The organism is Flavobacterium sp. (assembly GCF_031422135.1).
GTDB lineage: Bacteria > Bacteroidota > Bacteroidia > Flavobacteriales > Flavobacteriaceae > Flavobacterium.
The window spans coordinates 1-21,381 of record NZ_JANOQD010000090.1 but is presented as its reverse complement, the minus strand read 5'-3'; the positions used below and the strand labels follow the sequence as shown (position 1 = coordinate 21,381).

24 protein-coding genes and 1 pseudogene are annotated in these 21,381 nt (G+C 30.8%); 14 read left to right on the top strand and 11 right to left on the bottom strand.

What is annotated here, in order from left to right; all coding sequences use genetic code 11:
* Position 1: 1 nt before the first annotated feature.
* The 6 genes from RMO70_RS11910 (at position 2) to RMO70_RS11885 (ending at position 7,581) form a co-directional block, all read left to right on the top strand.
* Positions 2–961 carry a hypothetical protein gene (locus RMO70_RS11910; RefSeq protein ID WP_310556657.1) on the top strand — a complete coding sequence of 320 codons (960 nt, stop codon included), beginning with the start codon at positions 2–4 and terminating at the stop codon, positions 959–961.
* Positions 962–1,000: 39 nt separating this feature from the next.
* Entirely contained in the window at positions 1,001–1,756 is a 756-nt protein-coding gene (locus RMO70_RS11905) for a metallophosphoesterase (RefSeq protein ID WP_310556656.1), read from the top strand.
* Positions 1,757–1,878: 122 nt separating this feature from the next.
* Positions 1,879–2,871, top strand: coding sequence for a MarR family transcriptional regulator (locus tag RMO70_RS11900; protein WP_310556655.1), 993 nt, complete (start codon positions 1,879–1,881; stop codon positions 2,869–2,871).
* Positions 2,865–3,641, top strand: a complete 777-nt coding sequence (locus RMO70_RS11895; protein WP_310556654.1) for a hypothetical protein — start codon at positions 2,865–2,867, stop codon at positions 3,639–3,641. Before RMO70_RS11900 ends, RMO70_RS11895 begins: the two co-directional genes overlap by 7 nt.
* Positions 3,641–5,785, top strand: coding sequence for an AAA family ATPase (locus tag RMO70_RS11890; RefSeq protein WP_310556653.1), 2,145 nt, complete (start codon positions 3,641–3,643; stop codon positions 5,783–5,785). The genes RMO70_RS11895 and RMO70_RS11890 overlap by 1 nt, the downstream gene beginning before the upstream one ends.
* 2 nt (positions 5,786–5,787) lie before the next feature.
* Positions 5,788–7,581, top strand: coding sequence for a UvrD-helicase domain-containing protein (locus RMO70_RS11885; RefSeq protein WP_310556652.1), 1,794 nt, complete (start codon positions 5,788–5,790; stop codon positions 7,579–7,581).
* A gap of 597 nt (positions 7,582–8,178) precedes the next feature.
* Here the strand turns inward: RMO70_RS11885 and RMO70_RS11880 are convergent.
* Entirely contained in the window at positions 8,179–8,388 is a 210-nt protein-coding gene (locus tag RMO70_RS11880) for a hypothetical protein (RefSeq protein WP_310556651.1), read from the bottom strand.
* 528 nt (positions 8,389–8,916) lie between these two features.
* Here RMO70_RS11880 and RMO70_RS16930 point away from each other — a divergent pair.
* Together RMO70_RS16930 and RMO70_RS11865 are read left to right on the top strand one after the other, a co-directional pair.
* A pseudogene (locus RMO70_RS16930) lies at positions 8,917–9,339 on the top strand (DUF6943 family protein).
* 22 nt (positions 9,340–9,361) lie between these two features.
* Complete coding sequence (locus RMO70_RS11865; protein ID WP_035128859.1) at positions 9,362–9,541, top strand: hypothetical protein; 180 nt, start codon at positions 9,362–9,364, stop codon at positions 9,539–9,541.
* 73 nt (positions 9,542–9,614) lie between these two features.
* On the opposite strand, the gene RMO70_RS11860 is transcribed toward RMO70_RS11865, so the two are convergent.
* The 5 genes from RMO70_RS11860 to RMO70_RS11840 are packed head-to-tail and all read right to left on the bottom strand — an operon-like array spanning position 9,615 to position 11,944.
* Positions 9,615–9,794 (bottom strand): hypothetical protein, encoded by a 180-nt coding sequence (locus RMO70_RS11860; RefSeq protein ID WP_310556648.1) that lies wholly within the window; start codon positions 9,792–9,794, stop codon positions 9,615–9,617.
* Entirely contained in the window at positions 9,778–9,996 is a 219-nt protein-coding gene (locus RMO70_RS11855) for a hypothetical protein (RefSeq protein WP_310556647.1), read from the bottom strand. Before RMO70_RS11855 ends, RMO70_RS11860 begins: the two co-directional genes overlap by 17 nt.
* Before the next feature lie 25 nt (positions 9,997–10,021).
* Positions 10,022–10,786, bottom strand: coding sequence for a hypothetical protein (locus RMO70_RS11850; protein WP_310556646.1), 765 nt, complete (start codon positions 10,784–10,786; stop codon positions 10,022–10,024).
* Between the two features lie 5 nt (positions 10,787–10,791).
* Positions 10,792–11,187, bottom strand: a complete 396-nt coding sequence (locus RMO70_RS11845) for a DUF5675 family protein (RefSeq protein ID WP_310556645.1) — start codon at positions 11,185–11,187, stop codon at positions 10,792–10,794.
* Position 11,188: 1 nt separating this feature from the next.
* Positions 11,189–11,944 carry a hypothetical protein gene (locus RMO70_RS11840; RefSeq protein ID WP_310556644.1) on the bottom strand — a complete coding sequence of 252 codons (756 nt, stop codon included), beginning with the start codon at positions 11,942–11,944 and terminating at the stop codon, positions 11,189–11,191.
* A 988-nt stretch (positions 11,945–12,932) separates the two neighbouring features.
* Here RMO70_RS11840 and RMO70_RS11835 point away from each other — a divergent pair.
* The 4 genes from RMO70_RS11835 (at position 12,933) to RMO70_RS11820 (ending at position 16,545) form a co-directional block, all read left to right on the top strand.
* Positions 12,933–14,105 carry a hypothetical protein gene (locus tag RMO70_RS11835; RefSeq protein WP_310556643.1) on the top strand — a complete coding sequence of 391 codons (1,173 nt, stop codon included), beginning with the start codon at positions 12,933–12,935 and terminating at the stop codon, positions 14,103–14,105.
* 4 nt (positions 14,106–14,109) lie between these two features.
* Positions 14,110–14,901 (top strand): helical backbone metal receptor, encoded by a 792-nt coding sequence (locus RMO70_RS11830; RefSeq protein WP_310556642.1) that lies wholly within the window; start codon positions 14,110–14,112, stop codon positions 14,899–14,901.
* A gap of 42 nt (positions 14,902–14,943) precedes the next feature.
* A complete protein-coding gene (locus tag RMO70_RS11825; protein ID WP_310556641.1) occupies positions 14,944–15,726 on the top strand; it encodes an alpha/beta hydrolase in 783 nt (260 codons plus the stop codon).
* Positions 15,727–15,849: 123 nt separating this feature from the next.
* Positions 15,850–16,545: a TlpA disulfide reductase family protein gene (locus tag RMO70_RS11820; protein WP_310556640.1), complete on the top strand. Its 696-nt coding sequence runs from the start codon at positions 15,850–15,852 to the stop codon at positions 16,543–16,545.
* On the opposite strand, the gene RMO70_RS11815 is transcribed toward RMO70_RS11820, so the two are convergent.
* Genes RMO70_RS11815 through RMO70_RS11805 form a run of 3 tightly spaced genes read right to left on the bottom strand, consistent with a single transcriptional unit; the run spans position 16,546 to position 18,500 of the window.
* The gene (locus RMO70_RS11815; RefSeq protein ID WP_310556680.1) at positions 16,546–16,914 is read right to left on the bottom strand and encodes a sulfite exporter TauE/SafE family protein; all 369 of its coding nucleotides are present in this window, start codon (positions 16,912–16,914) and stop codon (positions 16,546–16,548) included. It lies immediately after the preceding gene.
* A 10-nt stretch (positions 16,915–16,924) separates the two neighbouring features.
* Positions 16,925–17,803 (bottom strand): lytic transglycosylase domain-containing protein, encoded by an 879-nt coding sequence (locus RMO70_RS11810; protein WP_310556639.1) that lies wholly within the window; start codon positions 17,801–17,803, stop codon positions 16,925–16,927.
* Between the two features lie 40 nt (positions 17,804–17,843).
* A complete protein-coding gene (locus RMO70_RS11805) occupies positions 17,844–18,500 on the bottom strand; it encodes an alpha/beta hydrolase (RefSeq protein ID WP_310556638.1) in 657 nt (218 codons plus the stop codon).
* A 102-nt stretch (positions 18,501–18,602) separates the two neighbouring features.
* Here RMO70_RS11805 and RMO70_RS11800 point away from each other — a divergent pair, with 102 nt between their 5' ends.
* Positions 18,603–18,887, top strand: a complete 285-nt coding sequence (locus RMO70_RS11800; RefSeq protein ID WP_310556637.1) for an N-acetyltransferase — start codon at positions 18,603–18,605, stop codon at positions 18,885–18,887.
* Between the two features lie 5 nt (positions 18,888–18,892).
* On the opposite strand, the gene RMO70_RS11795 is transcribed toward RMO70_RS11800, so the two are convergent.
* The gene (locus tag RMO70_RS11795; protein WP_310556636.1) at positions 18,893–19,201 is read right to left on the bottom strand and encodes a rhodanese-like domain-containing protein; all 309 of its coding nucleotides are present in this window, start codon (positions 19,199–19,201) and stop codon (positions 18,893–18,895) included.
* A 41-nt stretch (positions 19,202–19,242) separates the two neighbouring features.
* Entirely contained in the window at positions 19,243–20,073 is an 831-nt protein-coding gene (locus RMO70_RS11790; protein ID WP_310556635.1) for a UDP-2,3-diacylglucosamine diphosphatase, read from the bottom strand.
* A gap of 153 nt (positions 20,074–20,226) precedes the next feature.
* Here RMO70_RS11790 and aroC point away from each other — a divergent pair, with 153 nt between their 5' ends.
* Positions 20,227–21,294, top strand: a complete 1,068-nt coding sequence (gene aroC, locus RMO70_RS11785) for a chorismate synthase (RefSeq protein ID WP_310556634.1) — start codon at positions 20,227–20,229, stop codon at positions 21,292–21,294.
* Positions 21,295–21,381: the final 87 nt, after the last annotated feature.

Here is a 21,381-nt window from a genome sequence, read left to right as displayed (position 1 = left end):
TATGATAAATAACGATAAAAATAAGCCGGAAGATTTTGAAGATTTTTTAGTAAATGAAGTCATTGAAGAAAGAGATGAAATGAAATCTAAGAAATTCCTTTTCACTAATAAAAAAATTGCAATTTCAATTAGTGAAAGTGAAAATTTAGAAGAGCTTGGATTTTCCAAAATTCACCAACAAGATACAATTTTAGAGCTAACAAGATATTTAATTATCAATGGTGCAACATTGTTGTATGGTGGAGATTTAAGGTCTGAAGGATATACTTTTTTGTTTTCGGAAATTGTAAAACAATATACTCCTCACAAAGACAATAAAAAGTATTACGAAAATTATTTTAGTTTTCCCATCTACTTAAATATACAGGAAAAGCAAAATTTAGACTTCATCAAAAATGGAGTAAAAGTTAATAAAGTACCACCTCCTGATGAGTTAAACTTAAATAAAAATGAGTTTTATCCACCTATTGGAAATGACAACTTATTTATTTGGTCAGAGTGTTTGACAAAAATGAGAAATCAAATGAATGATGATAATCATGCTAGAATTTTCATGGGTGGTAGAAAAAGCAATTTTAAAGGAAAATATCCAGGTTTATTAGAGGAAGTATTACTATCATTAAAATCAGATAAACCAACATTTTTAATTGGCGCATTTGGAGGTATAACAAAGTCTATTATAGATGCTATAAATAATGAAAAACCAGAAGAACTATCCGAAGAATGGCAAAAAAATCAGAACTCTGAATATGGTAAATTTGTTGATTTTTATAATTCCAAAGAAAATATCACAAAGATTGATTACAAAGAGAGTTTAAAATTCATCAATACTTATTCTTTAAAAAAATTAAGTGAAAATAATGGATTAAGTGAAAGTGAAAATCAAAGATTGTTTGAAACTATTCATCTTCATGAGATAATATATCTTGTATTAAAGGGATTGAAAATATCTTTGAGTTAAGGTTGTAAATTTCTTATAAGGCATAATTTAATATCAACTATGAAAATCCAATATTGCTCCGACCTACATCTTGAATTTCCAGATAACAAAGAATATATTCTCGATAATCCAATTGAGCCAATCGCTGACATATTAATTTTAGCTGGAGATATTGTGCCTTTTAAAATAATGGGGGAGCATAAAGATTTCTTCGATTATATTTCAAGGAATTTTAAAACTACTTTTTGGATTCCCGGAAACCATGAGTATTACTACTACAAAGTTGATAGCAGCAGAATTTTAGACACACAAATTAGAGAGAATCTCATTTTAGTAAACAACTGCGTTAAAGAAGTGTCTGGAGTTAATCTGATTTTTTCTACGCTTTGGTCAAACATTTCTCAAGCCAAACATTGGACAATTCAACAGGCAATATCCGATTTTAAAGTAATCAAATACAATGATCACTTATTCAATGTTGATGACTATAATTTACTGCATAAAGAAAGTTTAGAATTTATACAAAAAACATTAGCCGTAAAATCAGATAATAAGACAATTGTTGTTACACATCACGCACCTACTTTTGTAAACTATCCAGAAAAATATATCAATAGTAAAATCAACGAAGCTTTTGCAACTAACTTAACAGAATTAATCGAAGGTAACGATATTGATTATTGGATTTATGGTCACCATCATTCTAACGTTGAAGATTTCCAAATTGGAAATACTAAATTAGTAACCAATCAATTGGGGTATGTTAAATACAATGAGAATATAGGTTTTAATTCTAAAGCTTATATTAAAGTATAAACAAGTTTACATTTACACATAGTTTAATGTACTTTATACATTAATAAATTGATATTTAATATAATAAACCTATATTTGCACAATAAACCTATCAAGTTTATTATAACAATTATTAGTTTATTATGGAAAAATTAAAAGAATATATCCATCAAATACTGGGCAAAGACCTTGAAATAAAAGAGTTGCCAAAAGAGTACACAAATAAATTACCGTTCATTTTCAAGAACAATTTTAATTTTTATGTAACTCACTTACACAACCACGAATTAATCTTAGTACAGATTAATAAAGAAGATGCTTTTAATGCGTCACAATTAAGACAACAAGTAGTTGCAATCCAAAAAGTATTAGATAAAAGAATTATTATTGTTACCGAAGACATCACGGCTATAAATCGAAAAAGACTTATTGACCAAAAGATTAGTTTTATTGTTCCAGGAAAGCAAATGTTTCTCGCAGAATTACTTATTGATATTCAAGATTTTAATATGGACAAAGCATTTCAAAAAGAATTCCTGCTGCTTCCTTCAGCACAATTAATTTTGCTATATCAAATACTGCACAAAGAAGATAATTTAAGTCGATACACCTTCAAAGAGTTAGCAGAAAAATTTCAGTATACACAAATGGGAATAACAAAAGCAATTGAAAACTTGAAAAGATTAGCTATTGTTGAGGTTGTTGGAACCAAAGAAAAAAATATTGTGTTTGAAAACGATGTGCAAAAACTTTGGAAAAGCATAGAGAAACATCTTATAAATCCAGTCTTTAAAACAGTTTATATAGATGAAAAACCAACAATAAAAATGTATTGCTCTAACGCTACGGCATTGGAAGAATACAGCGACATGAACCCAAGTAAATTGGAGTATTTTGCCATAGAAAAAAACAAATTCTATGAGTTAGAAAAAAACAATCAATTAGTAAATCTAAACAATGAAAGCGGAAACTATGGATTAGAAGTTTGGAAGTACAATCCGGAATTAATCACAAAAGGAATAACGAAAAAAAATAATGTAGATCCATTGTCTTTATACATTAGTTTAAAAGATGGGTTTATTGATGAAAGAACAGATATGGCATTAGACCAAATAATTGAAAAATACATATGGTAAGAGGTTTAGAAATTTTCAGACAACATTTTAAAGATTTCACAGATAATTATATCATCATCGGTGGAACTGCATGTGACATCATTATTGACAATGTTGGACTAACACCTAGAGCAACAAAGGATATAGATATCATTTTAGTAATCGAGGCATTAAGCCCAGAATTTGTAGCACATTTTTGGGAATTCGTAAAACAAGGAGATTATGAAGTCAAAGAGAAAAGTGAAGAAGACAGAAAATACTATCGTTTTCAGAAACCACAAGTAGAAGAATTTCCATTTCAAATTGAATTATTTTCAAGAATTCCCGATTTGTTAGATTTAGATGAAGGAACACACCTAACGCCAATTCCAGTTGACACAGAGATATCTAGTTTGTCGGCAATACTAATGGATAATGATTATTATAATTTCACACTCCAACACAGCCAATTAGACAACGGAATACATTTAGCAAATACAGAAGCTTTAATTGGCTTAAAAGCCAAAGCATTTCTAGATTATAAAACTCGAAAAGAAAACGGAGAAAAAATCGATGAAAAGCAATTGAGAAAGCATAAAATGGATATTTTCAGATTACTACTATTACTAACTCCAGAAGATAATTTTACCATTGCAGAAAGCATTAAATTAGATATTGCGAATTTTGTAGAAGTGGTAAAAGATGATTTACCAGACAAGCAAATTTTTAAAGAAATGGGTGCAGGTAATGTTGATGTAAAAGAATTGTTTGGATTGCTGACTGGAGCATTTAATATATCAAAAGAAAAATAATGTATATATCAAAAGTATCATTAGTGAATTATAGAAATTTTGCTAATGCAAATTTCAAATTCAATAAGGGCATTAACACTATTATTGGAGAAAATGGTTGTGGTAAAACAAATTTATTCAGAGCAATGAGATTGCTTTTGGAAGATGCATCATACCAATTTGCTTATAAATTAAATGAGAATGATTTTAACCGAAGTATTGGAGATTGGAGAGGTCATTGGATTATAATTAGTATGGAGTTTGATGAAATTACTGACGATGAAGCAATACAAGCATTATTTATTCACGGATCAGGTGTTGTTGATGTTGAGAATAGAGTAAAGAAAGCAACATATAATTTGTTCTTTAGACCAAAAGCTGACATCCGATTAAAACTTTCTGAATTGAAGGAAGGAGATAAAGCTGGACTTCAAACTTTACTAGATTCTCTTAATGTCAATGAACATTATGAAACTTTTTTTACAGGAAAGAGCACTGTTGATTTTAATGATGTAGAAGTTTATAAAGATCTAGTCGGTGATTTTGATAATGTGAAATTTAATTTCAATATTGATAATTCTAAGTTTGGTATAAAAATTCCACATCAACTATCTGTTGCAAAAGAAATCTCTTTTACTTTTATTCAAGCGTTGCGTGATGTAGTTTCTGATTTTCATAACAATAGAACAAATCCGCTTTTGACTCTTTTGAAAAATAAAAGTGGAGAGATTAAAGAATCAGATTTTGAACCTATAAGTCAACTCGTGAAAGATTTGAATAAGAGTATTGAAACATTACCAGATGTTCAAACTATAAGAGATGATATTAGAGAAACTATAAAGGATGCGGTTGGAGAAACTTATTCACCATCATCTTTATCAATAAGGTCAAGCTTGTCTGACGAAGCAGATAAACTTTTGCAATCTTTAAAATTATTTATTGGTGAACCCGGAGAAGATTATGAAGGAGGCATTCACGAATTAAGTTTAGGTGGCGCCAATTTAATTTTTCTTACATTAAAGTTGTTAGAATACAAATATCAAAAATCTAAAGAAACGTTTGCAAATTTCCTAATTATAGAAGAACCGGAAGCGCATATTCACACACATATTCAAAAAACACTTTTTGAAAATCTTGATTATGGTGATACACAAATTATTTATTCAACTCATTCAACTCATATTTCGGAAGTTAGTAACGTAGCGAATATAAACATTCTTGCAAAAAAACAAAATTATGCAGAAGTTTATCAGCCATCAACAGGGCTTTTGCCAGAAAACATTAATGAATTACAAAGATATTTAGACGCAGTCAGAAGCAATTTACTTTTTGCTAAAGGAGTTATTTTAATTGAGGGTGATGCAGAAGAAATTCTTTTACCTCTAATGCTTAAAAAAGTTTTTGGTATAAGTCTAGATGAATTAGGAATAAGTTTAATTAACATTAGAAGTACAGGGTTTCAAAATGTAGCTCAATTATTTCATGATGAGAGAGTCAAAAGAAAATGTAGTATTTTGACTGATCTAGACAGTTCAATAATTGATACAACTATATTAGACGGTGATTCGGAGAAATTGCAATCATATAAAAAAAAGGTTGAAAATTCAAGTAAATCTGGAATTGAGCGGAAAGCAAAGTTAGATGCTTTTATACTAGATAATGATTGGTTAGAAGTATTTTATGCTATCCACACTTTCGAGGTAGATTTTGTTAAAGCGGGAAATTCTTGGGAGGTAAAACAAATTATAGAGGATGTTTATATTGACCCACCAACTAGAGAGTTGGCCAAAACAGAATTAGATTCCAATGAAGTTGCTGTTTATGGGAAACGTGTTTTAACAATGGCAAAACAAGAGGGAAAAGGTTGGTTTGCTATAATGCTGGGTAAGCACATAACTAAAGATACAATTATTCCAGACTATATAATCGAATCAATCATTCACGCAAAATCAAGTTTCAGTATAGAATTAATCTCTGATGTAATTAAATACAGAATTGATGTAAATTTCAAGGACGATGACAAACTTGATTACACTGAAGCAAAAAATATACTTAAAGAATTCCGTAATGGTAAAGCTCAACCGCTAGACATCATTAATGCTATAAAAAAAGTAACTCCTGATGATCAAATAATCTCTTTTCTTAACCTTTATTATTTACTGTAATTATGTTTATCTGGAATAAAGGAGATTTAAATACCGAACAAGAAGATGCTATTTATGAAGAAAACAGTATTATACTAATAGCTTGTCCCGGAAGTGGAAAAACTAGGACGCTAACTTATAAAATTGCTTATGAGCTTTCAAGATTAAAATCTGAAAAAGAATATATAATAGCAATCACTTACACAAACGCTGCGGCTGATGAGATAAAAGAACGAGTTGAATTACTTGGTGTAGATATCAGGCAACTTTGGATTGGTACAATTCATTCTTTCTGTTTAGAATGGGTTTTAAGACCATATTCATTATACCTAAAAGAACTTAAAAATGGTTTTCGAGTTTTAAATTCTCATGAATCTGAAGAAATCATTTCAACTTTATGTGAACCTTATAAAGCTCAAAAAGTAACTTATTATGATTGTAGTTTTATTGCTAAAAAAGGGCAATACTTTCTAACATCAAGTACCGAAGCAAAAAGGACTATTGTCGAATCAATTCTTTTAAAGTATTTTGAAATCTTAAAAAATAACAATCAAATTGATTTTGAGCAAATCTTATTTTATTCCGATAAGTTGTTGAAAGAGAATAAAATTATTAATAACATTTTATCAAAAATATTTCCGTTTATCCTTATTGATGAATACCAAGACACAAAAGAGATTCAATATGATATTATTTCTTCAATTTTATCTGCTAATAATGGAAATTCAAAAGTTTTAATTGTTGGAGATCCAAACCAATCAATTTACGAATCATTGGGAGGCTTTCCTATGAGTAAAATTGATTTAGAGATATTACTAAAATTTCCTTTAATTGAATATTCTCTATCTCAAAATTATAGATCATCAACAAAAATTATAAATTACTTTGATTATTATAAAACTTACGATAATTCAATTGTTCCATCAGGAAAAGACAAAGAATACAATAGTATTATAACATTTAATCAAACCGTTGCAAGAGAAAATCTTGTTGATGAAATTGTAAGGATTATTGTTTATAATATAAATGAAAAAGGAATTTCTCCAAACGAAATATGCATTGCAGCACCACAATGGATTCACCTCGCAAGTTTAACTCGAAATCTAATGATTAAATTACCAGACTACAGCTTTGATGGGCCAGGAATGGCTCCTTTCTCAAGGGACATAGATAATTTTTGGTATAAGCTTTCTAAAATTGTTTTGACAGAACCTTCTCCTAATTTGTACATAAGGAGACTTCGGTGGAGTAGAGAAATATTAGAAGATTTTTATAATGCAGGAGTTGATATATCAATTTCAAATAAAAGCTTCTTAAAGTTATGTAATTCCATCACTTTTGATGAAGAGGATGGATTAGAATATTTAAAACTAGTATTTGCAGAAATTTGTAGTGTATTAAAGGTTGAATTAAAATTATTCTCAACGCTACAAGAACATTATGATTCATTTTTTAATAGTTCCGAAAAAAGGATAGAAAGATTAGTAAAGGAAGGTAATGAGTTTATTGGTAGTATAGAAAATTTCAGGAAAGTATTCAAACAAAGAGAAGGTATTACAGTTTCAACAATTCACGGAGTAAAAGGTGAAGAATACGATACAATGATTGGATTTGCTCTTTTAAATGATTATGTCCCTCACTTTACTGATAATAATGGCATAGTCAATTCAAAAAAAATGCTTTATGTATTAGCTTCAAGAGCTCGAAAAAATTTACACCTTATTTCAGAAAGAGGCAGAGATGTTCATGCGTATTACAATCCAACCGGAAAATTACCTACATCACATTTAGTAGATTATACGTTTAAATACGATTAAAAAATCATTTCATTTCTAACAACAATTGATTTTCGTTCGATGGTAAAGAACGTTTTATGTTTCAGAAGCCACTCCTTTGCCAACGCTCCAAAAAATTACTGACACAGTTTTTAGAAAAAACACGTATGCTTCGCAACTTGCGCCAGTAATTTTTTTCCCAAAGCTGTGTTACATAATTGAGTATTATAATTCATCACAAAGCGAGTTTATTGTTTTTTGGTTTTTGCAATGAAGTTATAATATCATTTATGTAAAACAGCCGCTCCTGCCAACGCGCTTGCCAGTGGCTCCAGGACAACATTTTTTGCAGCTCCCATCGCATCACCCAACTACAAAAAACACCGTCCTTCGCCACTGTCTTTAACAACGTTCTCTATTCCATCGGAAACTTTACGGTTGTACTTGCTTTAAAGAACTTTTACGGTAACTGTTTTTAGCAACTGTGTGGTTTAATCGGTAGTGTTTGCATTGCTTTTGTAAGTAAAAAAATGGCTTAATAAGTGTAGTGGATTTGCCTATGGTAAAAGCCATTTTTCTACCCACAAAACCAAAAATGCCAGCAAGAGTATCTTTTTTTTGCTAGAAACACTTGGTAAATTAATTTTCCATCAGCTTGATGCCTAGCGGTTTCAAAAGACTATTCACATTAAAATCAAATCTATCATTTTCAGGAAGTGTTGGCATCAAGCCGATAGTAAAATCAATCAGAAACATCTCGGTAAGCAAATAAAAAAAGATACACTTGCTTTGAGCTTCTGCCAACGCACTAGGTAAGTATTTGCATTGTTTTTTGAAGATGCTTCCCATTTTCATAAGACAATATACTGCTAACTGAAAACTGTTACTTCTGACTGACCAAAAGGCATCCTCAAAAAATCAAACGGTAAGAAAGAGTATGAAATTTTAATGGCGACATAAAAGCGTTGTTATTGTTTTTAATTTTATGCACCAATAAAATTTCATACCCTTTCCAAAGAACCTCATCTACTTCATCAACATTTTTAAATCAGTCTTCAATAGAAACTTCTCGGATTAGAAGAAAATAAAAAAATAATAAATAAAAGAAAGTAAAGGTAAGTTCCGGTTTCAAGAAAAAAAAGTTCAAGCCCTGCGGGTTTTAGAAAAAATCTCCACCCATAACGTTTCGCAACAACATTTACTTCCGATTTCACACCTACATTTCCGATGATGTATCGGGTAGTATTTTTTCTAAAAAACTTGTTTTTCTTGAAACCTCCACTTGATAGATGACTTTCTTTTTTTTCTTTTTTTTTCTTTTAAAAATTTTATGTGTGGCTTGTGGTAACGAGGCACATCATCTTAAAAACCGAAAGTATGCCGAATTTTATCATCAAAACGCACAGAAAAGACACATTATACGCCAAACCTCATTTATTCATACTTAACAAAGGGATGAACAGCGGAAAGCCACAAAACACGCCATTTACTAACAGCTTTGTGGTTGTTTTTCAAAACGAAACAGATTGCGAAAGTATTTATTTTGTCGCTTACAGCTTATGGCAAACCTAGTTTTGGCATCAGTTTCTTTGCGGTTCAGTAATTCCATTTTTACGCCTTCCAGACTTCAAAAACGAATTTAATCCAAAAGCTAGCTTAATGATGCAAGAACACGAAGAGCATCAGAAAAATGTTGCGGCACTAAAACTTTTAGAGCAAAAAGAAAAACAATTTCACGAAAATATAAACCTCATAAATGACTTACGCAGAAGCATTTTATACAGGTATTGCAGAAAATAATAACTAATCTTAATCCGCTATTATGAAACTATTTATTTTGTACCAAACCGACAATTGGAAGTCCAAAGCATCAAGAGTATGTTTTGGCATTTTCGACACTAGAGCCAAAGCCATTGACAGCGCAAAATGGCAAGAATTATACAATCATAATTCCGAAGTTGTGGTTTTAGAAGTAACACTCAATTTGTTTGAGGAGATTTAATAAAAAAATGCCCAATCCATTCGGAAAGGGCATTTTCAAGTTTAACCCAAAGGTCACCACAACTAGAGTTAAACTATTTTCCGTGCTTCTTTGTTAGGCATTTGAGTAGTAGCGATATCGTAAAACTTACAATGGCTCCAACGGTTGCTAAAATAACCGTTTTTACAACATCTTCGGATAAGATATTCGGTACAATGCTCAAAAATGTGCCGCCAGCAGTACCAACTAAAGTTGGATTACTTTGCGCTTGCATCTTTTTGAGTTGTTAATTGGCTAACTGCTGAAACAACTCCACCAGCAACAGCTAAATAACCGCCAATTGTGGTAACCACAACTGGCAAAGCTACTGGAGCAGCTAAAATCGTTCCGCCAACTGTAGCGATTACCAAACCAATATTTCGAAGCACTTTAAAAAATTTCGGAGTGGGAGCTTTCGCTCTTTTAATAACATTCATAATTTTTTTTTTTTCTATTCAACAATTAAAATGGACTGCGAATACAACCAAATCTTTTATTTGTCGGTAGTTCAGTGTTTGGATCAATATAACCTGGTGGTTCAACACCACCTCTTCCTCCAATATCAGATGGTTTTTCTAAACCACTAGTAGAGTTCTTTCCTCCAGTATCAGCAAAAGAATATTCTCCAGTATTTGTGCTTGTACCTCTACCGCCTGTGTCTATATCGTCCCAATCATCTGAAGAGTCTATTTGACCAGTATCGCTTGAAGTTCCTTTTCCTCCTGTACCACCACCAATATCTGAAATAGAATATTCTCCAGTTCCAGTATTTGTTCCTCTACCACCAATATCGTTTGAAGTGTAATTTTCGGTTGAATTAGTATTTCTACCTCCAATATCGGAAACAGCATACTCGCCAGTTGTGCCTTGATTACCTCTTCCTCCAGTATCAGAAGGTTTTTCTAAACCGCCATTAGAGTTTTTACCTCCGCCGATTTCTTTAGTAGAATACATTTCACAAATGCGTCTAGGAGGCGTTTGTCCTCCACCAATTCCACCGATGTCAAAATTTCGTCTTTCTTGACCGCCATTTCCACCAATACCAAAATTACTTTGTGCACCTTGCAAATCTGCTTTTGCAATTAATTCAGTTTCTGGCGAAACTTCCGATTTTGATTGGTCTTTACAACTTGTAAAACCGATAGCTACCAATACAATAAGCATCAAAAATTTGAAGCTTCCTAAAATTCGATTTGTTGGAGCAATTGCTCCGATTAAATTTTTCATATTATTTATGATTTAATAATTAATAAAACTGTTTCTGTGCTATCCAAAGCACCGTAAACCAAGTTTTTCAACTTGGCAAATGCCAGTCTAGATTGCAGACCTAATCCTGGTCCGCATATTTTCGTCACTGGCGCAATACATCCGTTTAGTTCTTTCAAAGCATTATTGGCAGGATGAAATAGAATAAACTTTCTATTTTTTACATCAATCACTTCCAAATGCCATTGAAACTTGCGACTGTATCGCTTTTTAATAAAATACTTCCCATCTGGAATACAGGAAACCTTCGTTTCGTTATTCTTCCAAGGCAATTCAATAGTGTAACAAATCATTTTGCCCTCGCATTCGAGTTTGCCGTTTGTTCCATCTGGGAAATAAGTTCTCGATAGTTCTAAAACCATCTTACAATCCGCTAACTTGCACTAGCGATAATGGATTGTATGCACCATTTTTAAGTGGGTACATTGCACCATTTACTTCTTGATAAAACTCAACGCCTAAAGCCAAGAAAAGTGGTTTGGTACTCGCTGGAGTAACCGCATTAACTTGAGCAATAGCAACCGTAGCAACTGCATCCCAAGGTAAAATTGCAGTTTCCGAATTGGCAACTACAAATGTTTCAGCCTCAAAATCAATTTCAGCTCCAGCCGAAATAATTTTATAATGCGTAGTTCCACTCGGTGCAGCAATCATATTAATCGGAATAAATGGAGCTAAATCCACAGTAATATTTCCAGTAACTCTGTCAATTGCACCCACAAAAGGAGCAAATAAACTGGTTCCTAGTTTACCTCGAATATTGAACTCAAACCCAACAAGCAATTCAGCTTCGCCGTCAATCACGTTTCGCAAACCTCTTTCGTTAACCAAATCAGCTTGGATAACTTTTACCATTTGTTGGGTTAAACGGCTTACCATTCTACCATCAGCAGAATTCAAAAGCAGCGCTCTCAAAGCAGTTCGCAAAACTTTACCTGCCTTTCCAGCTCGTCCAAATTCCGAACCATTTTCACGAGTTCTTTGAAACGCTGGATCACTCGCAATTCTGCTCGCATCGATTCCTCCTTTTTCACGAGCCAAGTGTCCGTCTTGGGTTTTGTAAAAAGTAATATCTCCAATAGTACCTTTCAATTTAATTATGCCTTTCTGTCTTGCCATAATTTCTAAAATTAAGATTAATAATTACTCTAAATCATCTTTCTGTTGCAACATCTTCCGATTGATTTCGAAACAAATTTTAGCCAATTAAACAGAATAAAAAAGGTGTTAATGTTCAATATGACACTTTACAACGTAAATGGCAGAAATGACCGCAAATGGCAATATATAAGCCTCTCAAACAGTCATAAATCACAGATTATTACACAAAGGATTTTTTTTCTAATTTTACACAATGCAAAAATTTGGATTATAGGCTTTTGAAGTAAGTCAAGGCCTAGTCAAAGGCATAGATAATGTATGAAAACAGAAAATAAGAGATTATGTATCTACCCAAAGGACATACAACGCATTACTGGAAAGAGTTATCGACAAAGCATTAGATTGTTGCAAAAGATGAGAATTGAGCTTAACAAGCTTGAAAATGAGTTAGTATCAATCGAGGAGTTTTGTGTTTACACCAGTTTAAAATATGAGCAGGTAGAACCTTTGATAATTGGCTAGAAAAAGTTACATAAGATTACTAAAAACTGAACTTTAGAAATCTGCTAACTAGACTATTAACTAGTTCATTTTTTGATAATGTTTCCGCCTGAAATATTTTGTTTTAACTACTTAATTTTGTACTTTTACAGTTCACAAATTAACAGAATTCAAAAACGATAAAAAAGGGGGTAAATTCGGTTACCCAAATTTAATATCAATTATATATTACTGGTTTATAATGCATTAGAAACGAGGATTAAATCCCTCTTTATCTAGACGAACCTTTATATATTATTAATGGCGTAGAATACAATGAAGAATCACTTTTTGGTAAAAACCCAACCAGCCCATATTCGCCATTAGACCAACAAGATATTATAAAAACAACCATTTATACTGGTCAAGAAGCTATAGTAAAATATGGTGAAAAAGGTAAAAAAGGAGTTGTAATCATTATAACTAAAAACGGAGAAGCTAAAACTATAAATAAAAAATAACAGTTATGAAAAATTTAAAATTTCTATTTTTAATGATACTGTTTTTTAGTATCCAAAATGCATTTTGTCAAAATTTGAAAACCATCAGTTTATCTCAAGGTAACAAACCCATGGTTGTTTTTAACAATAAAGTAGTACAAGATGATTTTATGAAAAACTTAAAACCTGAAAACATTGCGGCTGTAAAATCTTTAAAATCATCAGATGGGGTTGCAAAATATGGTGAAAAAGTAAAAAATGGCGTTATAGAAATTACTTCAAAAAACATATCAAAAAATCAAATTCTAGACTTGCAACGATTATATGCACTTGAATTTTCCTCAAACGAAAAAGAGAAAAAAATTCTTATTTCTGGAGTGATTACCGATTGTGAAAACGTTAAATTATCAAATATTTTAATTAAAAATTTAAATACTCAAAACACTACTTTATCCAATAATGAAGGTTATTTTGAAATCGAAACTAACAAAAACGATGTTTTGGAATTTTCTGCAATTGGTCTTGAATCACAAAGAATTTTAGTAAAAAAGAAGACTAAAATTTTAATTAAGTTAAAAGAAATTCCAAAAATGGCAGATCAAAATATTAGAGTTTTAAAACCCGTAATGTATCTATATCCAACTGAAAAAATGGAGGTAAATGTAACTTTTAATTTTGATGGAAAATTGCAAACTACATTTCCAGAATACAAACAAAAATGGGAAGTTACAGCTTATCCAAATGGACAACTATTTGAAAAAAATACAAAGCGATTTTACAATTCATTATTTTGGGACGGAGAAATTAATTACCCAGATAAGCACTTTGATTATAAAACAGGTTTTGTAGTTTCAAAAAACGATTTAACATCATTTTTAATTAACAAATTAGAATTTATAGGACTAAATAACAATGAAACTAATGATTTTGTTCAATTTTGGTTGCCAATTTTAGAATTAAATAACTTAAATTTTATTCATTTTCGGCTCAATAAGGATTATGATGTCATCTCAAAAAATCATATAAATCCAAGTCCTACAAGCTCAATTCGAGTTTTTATTGAATTTTATGGAATTGATCATAAAATTTCCATTCCAGAACAAGAATTAGAAAAAACAGAACGAAAAGGTTTTACACTTGTAGAATGGGGTGGAAGCGATGTGTCTTCTAAAATGAAAACAATTAACAATATCAATTAACAATATGTTCACAGACCAAATAGGAATCAACCATATTTTAGAAAAAACACCAACCCGAATTATATCACTTGTGCCTTCACAAACCGAATTGTTGTATGATTTGGGCTTGGAAGAAAGCATAGTTGGAATAACCAAGTTTTGCGTTCATCCATTTCATTTAAAATCTACTAAAACTATAGTTGGAGGTACTAAAAAAGCGAATTATGAAAAAATTAAAAAACTAAATCCTGATATTATTATTGCCAATAAAGAAGAAAATACGCTTGAAATGGTGACCGAACTTCGTAAAATTTGTCCAGTTTGGGTAACTAATATTATAACTATTGAAGACAATTTGAAAATGATTGACGATTTTGGACAACTATTCAATAAGAGAGTAGAGGCGCAAAAATGGATGGACAAAACCAATTTTGCTTTACAAGATTTCATTCATTTTATAAAAGAAAAATCCATTCAAAAAGTAGCTTATTTTATTTGGCGAGAGCCTTATATGGTTGTTGGTTCAGATACTTTTGTAGATTATATGTTAACGTTGAATAAATTTCAAAATATATATGCCAATCAAGGTCGTTATCCTGAAATTGAATTGTCAAAAATGCGATTGGAAGGCGAACCAGATCTAGTTTTTCTGTCTTCAGAACCTTACCCATTTAAGGAAGAGCATGCCTTTGAGATTGGTCGATTTACCCATCATGCCAAAACAGTTTTTGTAGATGGCGAAATGTTTTCATGGTACGGAAGCCGACTAGTAAAAGCCTTTGATTATTTTAAATTATTGCATAATAAGTTAAATTAGTTCAGATTCAATTAAAAAGTATATTTTTGTAAAAAAATAAGTTTGATTAGTTATACTATTTATAAAAATCCAGAAAGTGACCAATGGGTAACTTTTGTTCACGGCGCTGGCGGAAGTTCTTCTATTTGGTTTAAACAAATTAGGGATTTTCAAAAATATTATAATGTCTTGTTGCTTGATTTGCGTGGTCATGGAAGCTCTAACGATCAAATTAAAAAAGCTTTTCATAAGAAATATACTTTCAAATCTATTGCTAACGATGTTCTAGAAGTTATAGATTATCTTAAAATAGAAACTTCTCATTTCGTAGGTATTTCACTTGGTACTATTGTTATTAGACAATTGGCCGAAATGCATCCAAATCGTGTAAAAAGTATGATTTTAGGAGGTGCAATTCTTAAAATGAATTTTCGCTCTCAAATACTAATGCGATTGGGGAATATGTTTAAATATGTTTTGCCATATTTAGTTTTATACAAGTTTTTTGCCTTTGTGATTATGCCCAACAAAAATCACAAACAATCGAGATTATTGTTTATTAATGAAGCTAAAAAATTATACCAAAAAGAATTTATTCGTTGGTTTAAATTAACAGCCGAAATCAACCCAGTACTTAAATGGTTTCGTCAAGTAGAATTGAATATTCCAACGCTTTATGTAATGGGAGAAGAAGATTACATGTTTTTGCCTTCTGTTAGAAAAGTAGTTGAAAAACATTACAAATCATCTAAACTATTTGTAATTGAAAAGTGCGGCCATGTTGTTAATGTAGAACAGCCATTATCATTTAATAATGCTGTTATTTCTTTTATTAAAAGTACATAAATTTTATTTTAAAGTTAAATATCTACTTAATTTTACGTTTAAACGATTTTTATTACTTCTTTAACGATTTTATTTTCAATATAGTTAGTGAAATTATAAATTTGATTATAAATTATCAATTTTATGAAAAATATTTATTCAATATTGATTTTACTGTTTTTTTGTAACCTTACAAATGCTCAAGATAAGGAGGTAGATTTTAATACTGCTATAAAATCTCATATCAAAAAATATAATATTCAAAGTGATATTGCTCATGAGAATAAAGAAACAGAAAAAGCTCAAGTTTTATTTGACTCTCTTGTTGCAAATCATCTTGTTGGTACAAAATTTGAAGATTTTAAATTTAAAAGTTTTGGTGTAAAAAATGTAAAATTAAGCTCTTACAACAAACCTGTTTTTATTTTAACCTATGCTTCTTGGTGCATTCCAAGTAAAGGAGAAATTCCGGCTTTGAATAAATTGGCTCAAAAGTATGCCAAAAATGTTAAGTTTATTATTCTTTTTTGGGATAAAAAGTTCAAGGTAAAAGATATTGCAAGAAAATTTAATCACAATATTGCAGTTTGTTATGCAAACGAATCTTATAAAAATGATGCTACAATTGTTTCTAATTTAAAACACACCCTAGGTTTTCCTACTTCATATTTTTTAGATCAAAATTTAAGAGTAGTAAATATAAAAAGAGGAGGTGCACAACCACCAAGTAAAAGTAGTTATGTCAAGGCATATACTATGAACTACAATGCTTTTAGAGAAGGTTTAGGAAGTTTATTGATTGAAAAAAATATCTCAAACGAACAACTTACAACGAATTAATTATTTCTCCAACAACATTTTTCCTGCTATTACGATTAAAACGATACTGAAAATTTTCTTTAGTGTTTTTTGGTCTAAATTCACTGCAAATTTGCTGCTAAAATAACTTCCAACCACAAAGAAGGCAGCAATTACTAAAGCATATTTCCAATTGATGTGCCCAGCTTTGTAATAATTAAAAACCGCCAAAGCAGTTACAGGAACTACCAATACTGTTAGACTTGTACCTTGTGCCTGATGCTGTGTAAAACCTAGCATTAATATTAGAAGCGGCACCATAATTATTCCACCACCCACACCTACTAATCCACTTAATACTCCAGCCAATAAACCAATAATGGCTAATGCTACAATTGTTGATGCTGTCATATTTTTCATTTTAATTATTTGAAATTGGAATTTCTATTTGGTATTTTTTTCTTAATGTATTGTCTAATTTTTTATCTCGCAACCATGGATTGTAGTATTTTAAAATTTTATAATTTACACCTTGTGTTTTTGCAAAACTCGACAAATTAATAATAGACGAATCTATTTTGATAATTTTAGTTAATTTATTTTCATACAAATCTTTAGATTGAAGATTGAAACCATATTTTACAGGATTTTTCATTATTTCTTTCAATGCCAAAATCCTAAATACATAGCGAGAAGTTTCATCATTCAACAATAAATCATAGTAATTATTTACTTCTTGAAATTCAATTTGTTTAGTTATTCCAGCCATTCCGCCATTATAAGAAGCTGCGGCTAAAGTCCAAGAACCAAATTTTTCTTTTGCAATTAAAAGGTATTTACAAGCTGCTTCAGTCGATTTTTGCAAATGGTAACGTTCGTCAACAGTTTCTGTAACTTCCATGCCTTTTTCGCGAGCAGTTTCGGGCATAAATTGCCAAATTCCTCTTGCTCCAGCGCTAGAAACTGCATTTACCAAAGCACTTTCTATAACGGCTAAATATTTAAAATCGTCAGGAATATTGTTTTTAGCTAAAATAGGTTCAATTATAGGGAAAACTTTATTGGCTCTTTTTAAAATAAGTAAAGTTGAGGAATGTAAATGAGTATTTATTAACAATTCACGATCCATTCTTTCGCTTACATCTATAATTTCTAATGGAACGTTTTCATTTGCAAAATTCATTTCTGTTGGTATTCCGAATAATTTTATATAAAAATTAGTGTCTTTTTTAGCATTAATTAATAATCCACTAGTTATTATGACTATTAAGATTATACTATATTTGATTTTTTTTGTCATTTTGAGATTTGTAAAAAGTAAAAGTAGTTATTTTGAATAACTATTTCAGAATAATTTCGGGTAAATTGCTGTTAAACCATCTAAATCTGCTTAGAATCATAATGTGAGTTCCGCCTTTAATTACTATAGGATCTTTAATGTTTTTAATAGGAAAAACTTCGTCTGCATCACCATGAATGTGGATTAAGTTTTCGTCGGGTTTTATTTGTTGCCAGTTTATAATTTGCTCAATAGACCAGTCCAGATAAACTTTATCTCTCATGCACATATATTTTTCGTATAGTTTTAATCGTTGCTTTATAATACCTCCAAACGCAAATTTGGACAAAATTTCGATATTTTGTGCCATTCCAGTTGGCAAAAGCTTGTAGGCTTTGGTGGTTTTGGCAATTTTCATGCGCGTTGGAAGTTCCTTATTAGACTTTACACTCGAAATTAAAATTACTTTTTTAACGTCTAAAAACTTTGCCATTTCTTGTACTAAAACCCCACCAAAAGAAACGCCAATTAAAACTGGTTTTTTATGAGTTACTGATTTTGCCATTTTTTTAGCATAATCTTCTAAAGATTCTGTTTTTTCGGGCATAAACCAATCCAATAAATGAATTTCAAATGTTTCTTCGGGTAATTTTATCTTTTCAAAAATTAATGAACTAGCAGCCATTCCTGGCATAAAATAAACATGGATTTTACTCATTTTTTTCTATTTCTGTAAAATAAAACTTTATTATTTGTATTTTTGTATAAAATTAAGTGTTTAGTTTAATTTTTGCTATTATTTAAATGTTATTTTATCAAAATGGAAATCAAAGACAACACTTTTTCAAGACAATTTGAAACCGCTTACGAAGGAGGGATTGTTACAGTTGAATATTCATTTCAAGAAAAGAAGATATTTTTAACCCGCTTAAATGTTCCAGAAAATTTTGATAATGAAGATTTTATATCCGATTTTTTAAAAAACATAATGGCAATTGCTTTAGAAAGAAAGTTGAAAGTAGTTCCTATTTTGCCGAAAATAGTTAGTTTTTTTAAAAAAAACCCAGTTTACAAAGAATTATTACCTCCAGGAATAAGATTATAAGTTGTTTACAAAGTAACAGGACCTTCCCATTGCACAAATCCTTCTGCTAAGTTATAAGTAGTTTCAAAACCTAGCTGATTCATAATATTACAGGCTTGTCCGCTTCTTCCTCCAGCTTTGCAATAGATATAATAGTTTTTTGATTTGTCTAATTCTTCGATTTGATAAATAAACCCTTGACCTTTATAAATATCAATGTTAATTGCATTTGGTATAATACCTTCTTCACATTCTTCGGCAGTGCGAACATCTAAAATTATACTATTTTTATCTTCTTGGGCTTTTGTCCACCAATCGTTTTGAGATAAATCCATTTTATTTATTTTAATTTTAGGCTAAAATATGCTTTTTATGTTTATTTAAGTAAATTTTTTAGATATGCTTCACTGATTTGGTTTTCCATTTCAAACAATTCTTTTTCTTCCATTTCAATGTTTGGAATAGCATTTTCAGAATATTTAAATAATTTCCATCTTTTATTGTTGTATTCTAATGCAGTTAAGTTTTCAATCCAATCGCCTGAATTTAAGTACAATGTGTTTCCAAATTTATTTTCTACAGTTTTTATTTTTGGTTCGTGAATATGTCCACAAATAACGTAATCATATTTTTTTTCGATGGCTAAATCGGTCGCAGTTTCTTCAAAATCACCAATAAATTTCACTGCTTTTTTAACACTACTTTTTATTTTTTTAGAAAATGAATAAGGTTCTTTCCCCATTTTATTCAAGCACCAGTTTACAAACCGATTTATTAAAATAAGATAATCATAACCCAATCCGCCCAATTTTGCAATCCATTTTGAATGTTGCACAGAAGCATCAAACACATCACCGTGAAAAATCCAAGCTTTTTTTCCATCTAAATCCAATAACAATTTATCTTGTAATGAAAAATTACCAACAAAAGTATCACTAAATTTTCGCAACATTTCATCGTGGTTTCCTGTTAAATAATGCACTTTTGTACCTTTAGAGGCACAATTTATAATACTTTTTATAACTTTAAAATGATCTTTAGGAAAATATGATTTTCTAAATTGCCAAATATCTATTATATCTCCATTTAAAATTAATGTTTTTGGCTTTATGGAAGATAAATAATTGACTAATTCCTTAGCATGACAACCATAAGTACCCAAATGTACATCAGAAATAACCACAAGTTCAACTTTTCGCTTTTTCAATTTGTAACAATTAGAAGTTTTGCAAATAACAAATACCAATATGAATTAAACTAAAAGAATAGGTTAACAAATTGCGGTTACTTAATAAGATTTTAAACTTTAAACTTTTAAACCTTAAACTAAAAAGTTACATTTGTTCAAAATAAAATTAAAATGGCTGGAAATAGCTACGGAACCATATTCAAACTAACTACTTTTGGCGAATCTCACGGAGAAGCTTTAGGTGGCATTATTGACGGTTGTCCACCAGGAATTACTCTTGATTTTGACGCTATTCAAATAGAAATGCAGCGGAGAAAACCTGGTCAATCTAACATAGTTACACAGCGTAAAGAAGAAGATGAAGTTCAGTTTCTTTCAGGAATTTTTGAAGGAAAAACTACAGGAACTCCAATCGGATTTATAATTCCAAATACCAATCAAAAATCAGATGATTATTCGCACATAAAAGACTCTTACCGCCCAAGTCATGCCGATTATGTCTATGAAAAAAAATACGGAATTCGGGATTATCGGGGTGGAGGTCGAAGCTCAGCTCGTGAAACATCTAGTAGAGTAGTAGCTGGTGCTGTTGCAAAACAAAGCATACCCGACATTAAAATAAACGCATTTGTCTCTTCAGTTGGATATATTTTTATTGACAAAATGTACCAAGATTTAGATTTCAATTTAATAGAAAGTAATCCAGTGCGTTGTCCAGATTTGGCAACAGCCCAAAAAATGGAAAATTACATCAAAGAAATCAAAAAACAAGGAGATACAGTAGGAGGAACCATAACTTGTGTCATTCAGAATGTACCTATTGGTTTAGGTGAGCCGGTTTTTGATAAATTACATGCCGAATTGGGCAAAGCCATGCTTTCTATTAACGCTGTAAAAGGTTTTGAATTTGGTAGCGGATTTTGTGGTGCCAAAATGAAAGGAAGCGAACACAATGATTTATACAATACTGATGGAACAACTAAAACCAACCTTTCTGGTGGAATTCAAGGCGGAATTTCCAACGGAATGGATATTTATTTTCGTGTAGCCTTCAAACCAGTTGCCACACTTATTCAAAAACAAGAAACACTAACAAATAACAATCAAATTATTGAGCAACAAGGCAAAGGTCGTCACGATCCATGCGTTGTACCTCGCGCTGTTCCAATTGTTGAGGCAATGGCAGCACTTGTACTTGCCGATTTTTTTCTACTAAATAAAATATACAATAATCATTAGAAGCTATTCCCGCTATCCGTTCCAATCCACGCAAAAAAACGTGGGATTTCCACTTCTATCGGGGCTAAAAACCCAATAACACCAACT